Source organism: Microcoleus vaginatus HSN003 (genome assembly GCF_022701255.1).
Taxonomy (GTDB): Bacteria; Cyanobacteriota; Cyanobacteriia; order Cyanobacteriales; family Microcoleaceae; genus Microcoleus; species Microcoleus vaginatus_B.
On the sequence record NZ_CP031705.1, the window covers coordinates 742,328 to 755,236 of the forward strand.

At 46.8% G+C, this 12,909-nt stretch carries 11 protein-coding genes; 4 read left to right on the top strand and 7 right to left on the bottom strand.

Annotated elements, in window-relative coordinates; translation table 11 throughout:
- Positions 1–48: 48 nt before the first annotated feature.
- Positions 49–789: an SIMPL domain-containing protein gene (locus D0A37_RS03235; RefSeq protein WP_242720981.1), complete on the bottom strand. Its 741-nt coding sequence runs from the start codon at positions 787–789 to the stop codon at positions 49–51.
- Between the two features lie 285 nt (positions 790–1,074).
- Between D0A37_RS03235 and D0A37_RS03240 the strand changes: the two genes are divergently transcribed.
- From D0A37_RS03240 to D0A37_RS03250, 3 genes are all read left to right on the top strand, one after another.
- Entirely contained in the window at positions 1,075–1,458 is a 384-nt protein-coding gene (locus tag D0A37_RS03240) for a YkvA family protein (RefSeq protein ID WP_242720983.1), read from the top strand.
- A 202-nt stretch (positions 1,459–1,660) separates the two neighbouring features.
- Positions 1,661–4,009, top strand: coding sequence for a DNA helicase PcrA (pcrA, locus tag D0A37_RS03245; RefSeq protein WP_242720985.1), 2,349 nt, complete (start codon positions 1,661–1,663; stop codon positions 4,007–4,009).
- Positions 4,010–4,201: 192 nt separating this feature from the next.
- The gene (locus tag D0A37_RS03250; protein WP_242720988.1) at positions 4,202–4,807 is read left to right on the top strand and encodes a hypothetical protein; all 606 of its coding nucleotides are present in this window, start codon (positions 4,202–4,204) and stop codon (positions 4,805–4,807) included.
- 9 nt (positions 4,808–4,816) lie between these two features.
- Here the strand turns inward: D0A37_RS03250 and D0A37_RS03255 are convergent, their stop codons facing one another.
- The 6 genes from D0A37_RS03255 to D0A37_RS03280 all read right to left on the bottom strand — a co-directional run bounded on the left by D0A37_RS03255 (position 4,817) and on the right by D0A37_RS03280 (position 12,081).
- Entirely contained in the window at positions 4,817–6,121 is a 1,305-nt protein-coding gene (locus tag D0A37_RS03255) for an FGGY-family carbohydrate kinase (RefSeq protein WP_242720991.1), read from the bottom strand.
- Between the two features lie 271 nt (positions 6,122–6,392).
- Positions 6,393–6,602 carry a type II toxin-antitoxin system HicB family antitoxin gene (locus D0A37_RS03260; RefSeq protein ID WP_242720993.1) on the bottom strand — a complete coding sequence of 70 codons (210 nt, stop codon included), beginning with the start codon at positions 6,600–6,602 and terminating at the stop codon, positions 6,393–6,395.
- Entirely contained in the window at positions 6,602–6,856 is a 255-nt protein-coding gene (locus tag D0A37_RS03265) for a type II toxin-antitoxin system HicA family toxin (RefSeq protein WP_242720996.1), read from the bottom strand. The genes D0A37_RS03260 and D0A37_RS03265 overlap by 1 nt, the downstream gene beginning before the upstream one ends.
- Before the next feature lie 105 nt (positions 6,857–6,961).
- A complete protein-coding gene (locus D0A37_RS03270) occupies positions 6,962–8,365 on the bottom strand; it encodes a serine/threonine-protein kinase (RefSeq protein ID WP_242720999.1) in 1,404 nt (467 codons plus the stop codon).
- 195 nt (positions 8,366–8,560) lie between these two features.
- Entirely contained in the window at positions 8,561–10,396 is a 1,836-nt protein-coding gene (gene ilvB, locus D0A37_RS03275; RefSeq protein ID WP_242721002.1) for a biosynthetic-type acetolactate synthase large subunit, read from the bottom strand.
- A gap of 386 nt (positions 10,397–10,782) precedes the next feature.
- Positions 10,783–12,081: an MFS transporter gene (locus D0A37_RS03280; protein ID WP_242721005.1), complete on the bottom strand. Its 1,299-nt coding sequence runs from the start codon at positions 12,079–12,081 to the stop codon at positions 10,783–10,785.
- A gap of 358 nt (positions 12,082–12,439) precedes the next feature.
- Here D0A37_RS03280 and D0A37_RS03285 point away from each other — a divergent pair, with 358 nt between their 5' ends.
- Complete coding sequence (locus D0A37_RS03285) at positions 12,440–12,778, top strand: P-II family nitrogen regulator (protein WP_006633346.1); 339 nt, start codon at positions 12,440–12,442, stop codon at positions 12,776–12,778.
- Positions 12,779–12,909: the final 131 nt, after the last annotated feature.

Genomic DNA, 12,909 nt, shown 5'->3' on the forward strand with positions numbered 1-12,909 from the left:
ATAGTTAGGGTGAAGCTGAGGTGACCAGTTCAACCCCTAACTATATTATTAATATCCAAATTGCAAAGTCACAGAAGCTTCTACCTGCTGTTCCCCTCCTACGACAGGCGTTGTAGCATCAGCAGCAGCCATGCGAGCACCAGCCAATTGCCGATACATTGGAGGTGGCGGGCTAGCACCGTTGACTTGAATGCCCAGAATCTCTCCCCGCTTGAGGTTGAGGGCGCTCAAGACTGCATCCGCTTGCGATTGAGCGTCTTGAGTGGCTTTTTTGAGTGCTTGTTTTTGAGCTTGTTCGATCGCACTTTCAGCAGCGGTAAAACTCACGCCCTCGATGCGTGTGGCTCCGGCATTCACCGCATCGTCGAGCAAAGTGCCGGCAGATGCAGTATTAATCCGAAAACTGACGGTATTCGTCGCCGTATAGCCTGTCAAGCGCTGCTGGTTGTTTTCGTAGCTGTAAGTCGGGCTGAGGGTGATGCCGGCAGTTTCGAGTTTTTCGACTTGGCGCGATCGCAGCAACTCTACCACAGCGGACGATCGTCTCGCCGCTTCCTGCTGCACATCGGCCGCCGTTTTCCCCTGCACCTCAACCCCCAGCCGCACTTGCGTTTGAGTTGTAGGAATCGCTTCCACACCCCGTCCAGTAACAGTCAGCGTTCTGATCCGCTGTTCTTGAGCCACCGCCGGATCTAATCCCACGAAACTCACGAGAGTTAAGGTTAAACACAACGCTGTTAGCAGACTACGGAAATTAATGCGATCGCGACGTTGCACATTTGAATTCATAAACTTGATTCTCCTCACATACCACAGATGCTATACTTTACCTTCCCACTGAAATTGCTAAATATCCGGGTTGTTACATTTTTAGCAACTAAGAAAATAGTCCGTACTTCTGAATAAATTATGAGTTATTATGATGTCCGCAGGACGCTCCACTAAAAAATTGGTGTTCTGGGTCAAATAAGAGGTTTGGCAACGATAAATATAGAAACCCACCCAGTTTATGACACTTTGACGCAACTACTATTTCATTTTAAATTTGATTTAAAATGAAATAGTAGTTAAAAAATGCAATCCTTAAAACAAGTTGCCCGCCGACTCAAAAAAGAAACTTACGCTGTTTATTTAGCAAGTACAGACCAGAGAGTACCTTGGTACGCCAGAATTTTAGCAGGCCTTACGGTTGCCTATGCTTTTAGCCCGATCGACTTAATTCCTGACTTCATACCGATTCTCGGCTACTTGGACGATTTGATAATTGTACCTGTGGGAATTTGGCTGGTACTGAAGATGATTCCGCCACAGGTTTTAGCCGAGTGTCGGGAAAAAGCAGCCGCCCAAATAGAGGGAGGAAAACCGATAAATCGGGCTGCCACTGTTGTGATTATTGCCATTTGGATTGGGTTGGGAATATTAGCAGTAATTTGGCTAACACGGATATTTATACGTTAAAAAAAATCACCTATCTAGTTATTGTGTAGGGTGCGCGCCGAGCACCTTACCTTAAACAACTCGTTTGACGCAAAAATATTTAAAGTTTAAAAAATTACCATTCTAGTTATAATATAGGGTGCAGCGCACCTTACGTTAAAAGAACTCGCCGTATCGCATCCCACTATTATTTACCTTAAACAATAAAACTAACTTTCTAGCTATGACTCAAACCACTGATTTCCTCAGCCACCTCAACCCATCTCAGCGCCAAGCAGTCGCCCATTATAACGGGCCGCTGTTAGTAGTAGCGGGCGCTGGTTCCGGCAAAACCAGAGCTCTAACTTACCGAGTTGCTAACTTAGTTCGCACGCATCGAGTTGATCCAGAAAATATTCTGGCGGTGACATTTACAAATAAAGCCGCCAGGGAGATGAAAGAAAGAATTGAGAAATTGCTGGCAACTCAGCAAGCTGAAGCGGAATATGGCAAACCTTTGGTAGACTTAGCCCCGGATGTGCAAACCAAATTGCGATCGCAAATTTACCAAAGAATTACCAAACACATTTGGATGGGGACTTTTCACTCTTTGTGCGGTCGCATTCTCCGCTACGATATTGAAAAATACCAAGACGAAAAAGGTCGCCAGTGGAAGAAAAACTTTTCGATTTTTGATGAGTCAGATGCTCAAAGTCTCGTCAAACAAATTGTTACCAAAATCCTGAACCTCGACGACAAGAAATTTGACCCGCGAAAAGTCCGCTATGTCATCAGCAACGCTAAAAATAAAGGCTTGTCACCTCAAGAATACCAAGCAGCAGAACCGGATTACAGAGGTCGTGTAATTGCCGATGTTTACAGTCGCTACCAAGACGCTTTAGCAGCCAACAATGCCCTAGATTTTGACGATTTAATCCTGGTTCCAGTTAAACTTTTGAGCCAAAACGAGGAAGTATTAAGTTACTGGCATAAAAAGTTTTGCCATATTTTAGTTGACGAATACCAAGATACTAACCGCACTCAATACGATTTGATTCGGATGTTGGTGACAAATAACGCCGACCCGAAAAGCTTCGATAAATGGCAAAACCGCTCGATTTTTGTTGTGGGCGATGTCGATCAATCAATTTACAGCTTTCGGATGGCAGATTATACCATATTGCTGGAATTTCAAGAGGATTTCGGAGATGGTTTGTCCGACGAGAAAACTCAGACAATGGTAAAATTAGAGGAAAATTATCGATCGCGCGAAAACATCCTGCAAGTGGCGAACCACTTGATCGAACACAATACCGAACGCATCGAGAAAATTCTGCGCCCGACTCGCGAACCGGGAGCTCCGATTGTTGTCTGGCGCGCCGACAACGAATTAGAAGAAGCGCAATTTGTAGCGGGTCAAATTCATTCCTTGAAGCGCCAAAACTCGGAATACGAACAGGGCAGTAATTTTGCGATTCTCTACCGCACAAACGCTCAATCTCGCTCCTTTGAAGAAGCGTTAATGCACTTGGATATTCCCTACAATATTGTCGGTGGCCTCAAGTTTTACGATCGCAAAGAAATCAAAGATATCCTAGCATACCTGCGGGCGCTTGCCAATCCCGACGATAGCGTCAGCCTCAAACGCATCATCAATACTCCCCGTCGCGGCATTGGGGATACCACATTTTCCAAAATCGAAGACGCTGCAACTCAGTTAGGCATTCCGTTGTGGGAAATCCTCAGCGATGAATCTTCTGTCAATACTCTCGCAGGGCGATCGGCAAAAGCTATTATTAAGTTTGCTGAAATGATTGGTCGTTGGCAATCGCAAGTTGAAACTCTGCCAGCTTCGCAAATTGTCCAAGGAATTATCCAAGATTCAGGCTACATTGAAGATTTGAAAAATCAAGGAACCGAGGAAGCCGAAAATCGGATAGAAAACGTCAGAGAATTGTACAATGCTGTGCTACAATTTGAAGAACAAAACGAAGAAGCGACGCTGACATCATTTTTAGCAAAAGCATCTTTAGCATCCGATTTAGATGACTTGCAGGAAGAAGATTCCCGCGTGTCGCTGATGACGCTGCACTCCGCAAAAGGGTTAGAATTCCCCGTGGTATTTCTAGTCGGAATGGAACAGGGTTTATTTCCCAATTTCCGCAGTTTGGACGACCCGAAAGCGATCGAAGAAGAACGCCGTTTGTGCTATGTAGGCATCACTCGCGCCCAGGAATTGCTATTTCTCACCCACACTCGCGAACGCCGCCTCTGGGGAGGCTTCCGGGAACACTGCACCCCTTCGCTATTCTTAGGGGAATTACCGACACATTTGTTGGCTGGAAGTGCGAAGAAAACTCAAGCGGGAAAAACGGCTGCATCGAAAGGAAAAACTAATAATTCAGCCGCTAATTCCGGGAGTTCTCCATCCGCAGAGTGGAAAACGGGGGAACGAGTTTTTCATCATGCTTTTGGAGTAGGAGAAATTACCCATGTTTTGGGAGTGGGCGATAAAACTAATCTGGCAATTAAGTTTACAGGTTTGGGCCGCAAAATTATTGATCCGAGAACGGCGAAGTTGCAGCGAGTTTAATAGAAAATCCGGCGGTTGAAACCGCGTCTATACAGGCAAAACCCTAGAAGAGCGGGTTGAAGAAGGGGCGGTAAAAATGCGGTAAAAATTACGTTTTTATCTTTAGTCCACGTCGGGGACATCGTTTGTGTAGACGCGGTTTCAACCTTCGTTTTATCTACGTGAAAAGTAGAAATAAAAACCTAAACTCTTATGTCTTACAGGCAATTTACGACCATCGGCAAGGTTAAAGAAGCCTTCAATCTTACAGTAGTGGGAGGAATCAGATTTCTGCCGGAAATCGAACCGATCGCACCCGCAACAGCATTGCAGACCATGCTGGAGACAAATTTGCCTTGGGCGATCGCCACTAGCACCGAAAAAGCCCGTTCTGAAGCTATTATCAACCCTGTATTGCTGGAAGTTCGCAGGATTCTGAACCAACAAATCAGCGTGTTTTCGGGTGAGGAATTTAATGTTGATGTAGCTGTTGGACTTACAGGAGTTTGCGATTTTATCATCAGCCGTTCCCCGGAACAATTAGACGTTGAGGCCCCGGTAATTGTGATGGTGGAAGCTAAAAAAGGAGATTTGAAAGTAGGTTTGGGTCAATGTATTGCTGAAATGGTGGCGGCCCAGAGATTTAATGAAGCCAAAGGGCGATCGATTTCCGTCATCTACGGCAGCGTTTCCAGCGGCACAGCTTGGCGGTTTCTCAAGCTGGAAGGGCAAATAGTGACGATCGATCTTACCGATTATCCGCTACCTCCAGTAGATAAAATATTGGGATTTTTAGTGTGGATGGTGCGCGAAAAGTAGCATTTAGGATTATATCCCCATCGCACCCCGCATCGCCAACAGCGCCGTCCCATAAGCAGCAGCAGTATGAATTGGCGTTTCAACAGGCACTTTTAAATAACGCTGTCTAATCGCACTCCAAACCGAATTTTTTGCCCCGCCGCCAGCAGTATAAACTTTTGTCAAAGGAGTGGCCCCCAATTCTTGCAATAATTGATATCCCCGCGCTTCAATCCGCGCTATGCTTTCTAGCAAACCGTGCAGAAATTCCACTGAATCAGTTGGACGCGGTTCGAGTCTGGGCGGCAAATTCGGGTCATTAATTGGGAAGCGATCGCCCTTTTTCAACAATGGGTAATAATCCAGCAAACTCTCTTGTTCTGGATCAATTTGTGTGCTATAATTAGCCAACTCAGCATCAGTAAAAAAGTGTCGCAGCACCGCACCTCCGGTATTAGAAGCCCCTCCAACTAACCACAAATCGCCTAATTTATGACTGTAAATCCCGTATCTAGAATCATCTACGCGGGTATGACTTAACAGTTTGACTGCTAGAGTAGAGCCGAGAGAAGTTACTGCTTCCCCTGGTAAATTGACACCGCTTGCTAAAAATGCGGCAATGCTATCGGTTGTACCAGCACAAATAATACAATCGCGGGGAAAACCGAAGCGATCGCGCACTTGAGCTCTCACTTCCCCCACAGGCGTGCCCGGTGCGACAACTTGCGGCAATTCAGGAGTTGCAGCGCCCGCAATTCCCTCTATCAGCCAATTCGGATAGCACAAAGTATCAACATCGAAACCGAGTTTCAAAGCATTGTGATAGTCGCTAATTCCCAATTTCCCGTGCAGCAGGAAAGCCAGCCAGTCAGCTTGATGCAGGAAATAAAGCTTCTCAACAACAGGCAAGATGCCTGTTGTCCTGTGGGCTTCTAGGCCGCCCTCCTGCCACCACAGGAGTTTAGCCAGACTGGATGTAGCGCTCAATACTGTGTGGTTATCCGGCGCGATCGCCCGCAACCTCTCTGTCACCGCTGCACCGCGCGCATCATTGTATAAAATCGGCTCACATACTGGTATACCGTCGGTATTGCACAGCATGACAGTCGAGGATGTGCCGTCAAGGGCGATCGCCCTTACCTGATTGCGGATGGTTGGGGGAATTTGCTCGATCGAATCCCACAGCGCATTTTGCCACACCGAGGGCAATTCAGGCTGTTGTTGCCCGTTGTTGGCAAAAGTATATTCTGTCTCACAATGTATTCTACCCTGGGAGTCTATGACAGTCGATCGGGCGCCAGTCGTGCCGAAATCTATTCCCAAATAAAGATTCATTTGCCACTCCCGCGAATTTTCCTATTTTGAGTAAACCACAAAGTTTATTGGATTTTCCTACTTATTTCTGATATTATATCGGGTCAATTACTCTTACTAAAAAATGTTTGTAGTGAAGACTTTAGTCCTAGGATTTTGTCAGGACTAAAGTCCTCACTGCTAACTACAAAATGTTTGTAGTGGGGACTTTAGTCCTAGGATTTATTGCGCTGCTTGTTTTGCGCCTAAATCAGCTTCTATTTGTGCTTAATTTATGAAATATTTTGCCCTACTACCGTGCTTCTACATAGTCACAGAGCGTAGTTGGTTCGGGAATGGGTAAACCTTCTTCTCGCAATCCTTCTAAGTGAAATTCGATTGCTTCTTTAATTTGCTGCTGTACTTCCGCAAGGGTAGCGCCTGTGGCTGCACATCCGGGTAAATCTGGTGGATATGCTGAATAATTATTGGGTGTTTTTTCAATCACAATGGCATAACGCATTAGTTGAGTTCCTCATCTTTATGATTGGTTTCGACTTCATTAGGTTCTTCTTGCTCTTTGACTTCTCTCAATTGAGCTTGTTTGAGAATATTATTGGATGTACCAGGAGCCAAATCGTCAGAGAGTTTACCGGGAACTGTAACTAAACCGGATTTGGTAGGATGTTTGTACTGGCGGTGACTCCCTCGTGTTCTAGCGAGATACCAACCGTCTGCCTCTAGTTGTTTAATGATATCTCTGATTTTTGTTGGCATTTATTATTAATGTAACTAGCTGGTATTGAAATGACGAAAAGCCGATAACTTCGTAGAAAAAAGTCCTTAAAAAAAGGCTTAACAAAGGGCTGAAATCGCTATAGATTACAGCTTACACTTCTCGATGCGAGAGAAAAGAACCAAACCCCACCAGCCCACCAAACCAAACCCAACTCGCACGCAACAACGAACCCACGGTAGGTGGCCCTCTGGTGCTTGCAGATTAAAGGTTAAATCATTGTAGCTCAACCAATCTTTCCTCCCCTTTCTCCTCTTTCGCCAACCGACGCGATCGCCTAGCTTCTTTTCAGTATCCCAATCAACTTTCCCACCAACTTCCAACCAGATTTCTTTCTGGACACTAAAGCCAAAGCGACCCTGACTATATTTTACCCACAACTGGTCGATCGTCCGTAAATCATCGCAAGGAAAATTCTCAATTGAGTTCGTATCAAAATAATCTTCCTTCTCCCGTCTCGCAGCTTTCAGCATTACCTTTATTGTTTCCTGATCCGCCTCTTTCCACTTTCCTGCTGCTAATAAATCCCGGAGACGAGTATAGTCAACACCCTGCGCTGATTTAAGCGAGTCTGGTGGCGGTGCCGATGGAGGTGTTTGAGCTGATAATGGAGGTGATTGAGAAGCAAGAGCCTGCAAAACTTCAGTAGCAGATTGATAACGTTTTTTAATAGCAGGTTGTATCATTTTATCTAAAATCTGACCCAGTTCCGAACTGACAGATTTTTTTAAGTATTTTCGCCACACCCACTCAAACTCGCTATCATCGAATAAATCAATCGGCTCAACCTGAGTTAACAGACACAGACAAGTCACACCCAGACTATAAATATCACTAGCATGAATCGGTTTACCGTTGGCTTGTTCTGGTGCCATATATCCAGCCGTCCCGATTCTCGTTCCCGTTAGCCCTAGAGCCGTTTGTGTCGCATATTTCGCGGCTCCAAAGTCAACTAAAACCAGTTGCCCATCTTGCCGAAGAATAATATTTTCTGGCTTGATATCTCGGTGAATAACTTGGCGAGAGTGAATGAACTCGAATACTGGCAGTAAATTATTAAGCAAGTTGCGAATCTGCGTTTCGCTAAAATATCCCTTAGATTCTAGTGTTTGGGCTACATTTTCACCGTCGATGAATTCTTGGACTAAATACTGCCGTCCATCTTGACTAAAATATGCTAATAATTCGGGAATTTGAGAATGTTTACCCAACTGTTCTAGGCGTACTGCTTCAAGCTCAAATAACTCAGCAGCTTTCTGGATACTAGAAGTGCCTTGAAATTGGGGGTAGAATTGTTTAATAACACAGGGAGGTTTTGAGGGTTTATACTCGTCAATAGCTAGAAAAGTGCGCCCAAATCCCCCTTGTCCAATAATTTTTTGAGCTCCGTAGCGATCGCCTAATAGCAGTTTATTCCCACATTTTTGACAGAAGTTTGTAGAGCCAGACTGGTTTTGGAATAGGCAATCAGGGTTTAGACACTGGCTCATAAAATATGCTTACAGATTACAGATTAAAGCTCTCGATGCGATGCCAGCGGAGATGGTTTTAAATGTGAAACAGCAGATCCGGGTAAGGACATCGCATTGCCTTTCATCGTGTCAACTTAACCCGAAAAACCGCTTAACCCGAAAGCTCGGCAGGGGTTTAAACCCCTGCCAAACAAGGCATTGCCGAGTCCCTAGTTAAACTTTTGTCCCGCACTCAGGACAAAACTTATTGCTCGAAACATTCTTCGCGCCACAACTCGGACAATAAACCAACTCCGCAGATTGCAACTTGCTACGATCGGGCAAACCAACCATTTGAGCGTTGCTCTTACCTGGAACTACCATCGGATAGCAGTTTTCGTCCCTCGTCACCTTCACGTTCATCACCACCGGGCCGTCGTGAGCGAGCATTTGAGCGATCGCATCTTTGAGTTCCTCCGGCCGCGAAACCAGCATCCCTCTCACCCCGTAAGCTTCAGCCAGCATCACAAAATCCGGCATCCCTACAGTCATATTCGACGACGAATAACGCTCCCCATAGAACGCCTGCTGCCACTGCCGCACCATTCCCTGCCAGCCGTTATTTACAATAACAATCTTGACATTAATGCCGTATTGTGTTAGCGTTCCCAGCTCTTGAATATTCATTTGCACGCTAGCATCGCCAGCAATACAAATCACTTGCTCATTGGGTAGCGCCATTTTCGCGCCCATCGCCGCCGGCAGCCCGAAACCCATCGTGCCCAAACCAGCGCTAGAAATCCAGCGGCGCGGCCCGTTGTTCAAAAATTGAGCCGACCACATTTGATGTTGACCGACATCCGTTGTGTAGTAAGCATCCGGCGCTTGAGTAGCCAACTGAGAAATCACCTGTTGCGGAGACAAAATGTCGGGGTAATGAGGCACAACTAACGGATAGTCCTGTTTCCACTGATCGATTCTGTGCAGCCATTCCGCAGTCTGTCCGGTCTTCCCCGAAACTCCAGTTTCCCGACAGCGGCGCAGCAAATCGATCAAAACATGGCGGACATCTCCGACAATCGGCACATCAGGGCCGCGATTTTTGCCTACTTCCGCCGGGTCGATATCGATGTGAATCACCTTTGCGCGCGCGGCAAACTCGTCTAATTTCCCGGTCACGCGATCGTCAAACCTCGCCCCTACAGCAATCAGCAAATCGCACTCGGTAACGGCAAAATTAGCGTAAGCAGTGCCGTGCATCCCCAGCATTTTCACCGACAAAGGATGGTTTTCGTCAAAGCAACCTTTGCCCATCAGCGTTGTAGTGACCGGCAATTGGAAAAGTTCGGCGAGTTCCTTAATTTCCTCGTGGGCACCTGCGGCGATCGCCCCGCCGCCCACATAAAGCAAAGGACGCTTTGCTTCCTTCAGCAAATGGATTGCTTGATTAATTTGCCGAGGATTTCCCTTCACCGTCGGCCTGTAGCCCGGAATTCTCACAGATCCCGGTTCCACCGGCAGATAGTCAAATTCTTCCAAACCCACATCCTTGGGCACGTCAACCAAGACTGGCCCCGGCCGCCCTGTACTCGCGATGTGGAAAGCTTCTGCCACAATTCGCGCCATATCTCCCGGGTCGCGCACTACATAGGAATGCTTGACAATTGGCAGGGTAATCCCGTAAATATCTGTTTCCTGAAACGCATCAGTGCCGATCGCCGGACGCGGCACCTGACCGGTGATAATAACCATCGGGATCGAATCCATGTGGGCCGTCGCAATCCCCGTCACCAAATTAGTTGCGCCCGGGCCCGAAGTAGCGAAACAAACGCCAACTTGTCCGGTAGCGCGGGCGTACCCGTCGGCCGCGTGAGCAGCACCTTGCTCGTGGCGCACCAGAATATGTTTGATAGCGCCAGTTTCTTCGGCGCGGTAGAGTTCGTCGTAAAGCGGCAGAATGGCGCCGCCGGGATAACCAAAAATATGCTTGACGCCGTGGCGGATCAAGCTGTCAATCAGAGCAAATCCACCAGTTGCACGTCTGATGGTCACTTTAGTTTTTAGTTGCACAGAATTTCCTTCCTTAAACTAATTATGATTTTTAATGAAAGCTTTTATACTACTTTAATCTCAATTAATGAAACTAGGAAAATTTAAGTGGTGAGATTTTACGAAAGATTTCGCGATCGGAGAGGGTTCGCCCGATCGAGAAATTGTGGAACAGCAGAGGAAGAAAAGAAACCGAGGAAATAGCGGCCTCTATGGCTGTTTACCGCGATAGGACGCTTTTAGAGCATTCGTGATTCGGCATTCGACAAGGAAAACAATCGTTTCAGCAATTAAGAACGTCCTAAGCATCAGGGCGGTTGCGATGTTAGAGATCGATCGCGAAAAGAAAGCCCTTTTCCTTCTTCTTCCCTCTTCCTTCCGTCTGCATTCTTCCTTCTTGCCAAAGTTCAGAGAACATCCTGCAAGACTTTGCGGGTATGTCGCCAAGCTACCATGCCCATCACTGAGACCAAAAAGCCCAAACTCAGTAACACGATCCGCAAGCCGAGGTCATCCGATCGGACGGCTTTGCTGACAGCATCTGTCAGCGGGCCGGTAATCGCTAAAGGCACGCTCAGAGCAATATTAATCGCATTGTTTTCCAATCCAAAGACCTTGCCCCGCATTGATTCTGGAGTTTTTTCTTGAATCAGAGCCTGCATCGGCCCGTTAATTAACGAAGCACCAAAACCGAACAGAGCACTCAATCCGAATCCCACCCACAACTGTCGGGTAAAGGCAAACATTGCTAATACAAAACCCATCATCAAGAAACCGATTAACGGCAGAGGTTTGTGGTGGAACCGACTGCCCCAGTGTCCCAAAAAGCCTGCGCCGAAGACCATTCCGACTCCCGCAGCAGCTAGCAAAAAGCCAAATTGAGTTTCTTTGAGACCTATTTTGCCTGAAAGTGCGATCGCCAGCACCTGAAGCGCCGCAAACACAGAATACAAAATGGTCAACTGCACCATCGCGTTGCTGACAAGGTGATTGTGTTTCAAATAGCGCAAACCTTCCTTGAGGTCTTGCCAAGGATGGACGTTTTTGCCACTGCTGCCTACATGACCTTCTTTGATCTGCATGGCATAGATCAAACCTGCTGAGATCAGGTACAACGCGCCCAGCAAAAACTCTTGAGAAGCTGATCCGAAGCTGTCTTTGACCCAACTAAACAGCGGTTCGCCGATCGTCATCCCGATAATGATGCCGCCCATTGTGGACGAGGCGAACAGAGCATTTGCTGACATCAGTCCCTCTCGCCCCACGACCAGGGGGACGGCTGCGGCTTCTGCTGGAGCAAAAAATTGCGTTACGGTAGAGATCAAAAACGTCATCGTCAACAAAACCACAAAAGCTTTGGGCAAAAACGGCAAAGCTACAATCAACCCGGCTCGAATCACGTTGCAGGCGATCAGCATTTGCTTTTTGGAAAAGCGGTCTACGACGATACCGGCTGCGGAACCAAAGAGGATCGCCGGCACCGTGTAGGCGATCATCACCGCTGACAGCATAGAATTTCCCGAATGCTGCCAAGAAACAGGCCAGGGTAGGTAGTCGCCTGTTTTTAGTAGAATAATCAGCAATACGTAAAAGATTTTATCCGCCACTTGGGCTAATAACTGGCCCGTCCACAAGGCGAGGAAGGGGCGATTTCTCAGTAGGGCATCAAGCCCGCTGCGGTCAGGGGGAGGGCTAGCTGGGTGCATAGGAATAGTTTAACTGACCGCTTCTGGCAATTATAGTTTTCAGCAATACGTGCAAATCTCACATAACAAAGTGGAAACTCGGAAAACTCCTGTCTCCTCCATTCTTTTTCTGTTTTAGCAGATCGGCGGGCTCGCACCTGCTGTCTGCGGTCTTCTTAACTTTACCGCGATCGGCCGGAGCCGAGAGCCCACGCCGCCGGAAAATCCGAGAATCTTGTTAAAGGTTGGCGTGCATTTCATTGCGAGTACAAGATAGGGTAATATACTTGACAAAATACTTGCTGTTGGCAGTGATATTAAAAGATGTCACGCCGATTAAGTAATATAACGAAGGTACTAACTGTTAGGAGTGAGAAACTTGAAAAAGGTTGAAGCTATTATTCGCCCCTTTAAACTAGACGAAGTGAAAATCGCACTCGTCAATGCTGGTATTGTGGGGATGACTGTTTCTGAAGTTAGAGGTTTTGGCCGTCAGAAGGGCATGACAGAACGCTATCGCGGTTCTGAGTACACCGTTGAGTTCTTGCAAAAGCTCAAGGTCGAGATTGTTGTGGAAAACGATCAGGTTGACATGGTGGTTGATAAAATTATCGCGGCTTCCCGCACGGGCGAGATTGGCGACGGCAAGATTTTCATCTCTCCTGTAGAACAAATTATTCGGATTCGGACTGGGGAAAAGAACTTGGAGGCAATCTAAGATACTGGGGCATTGGGCATTGGGCATTGGTAATTGGTATTTGGTAACTGGTCATTGGTAACTGCTAATTGCCAACGAAAAATCTCTTTCCTGTTTAGTTCTGATACCTAAGTGCCCATATCCAATGCCAC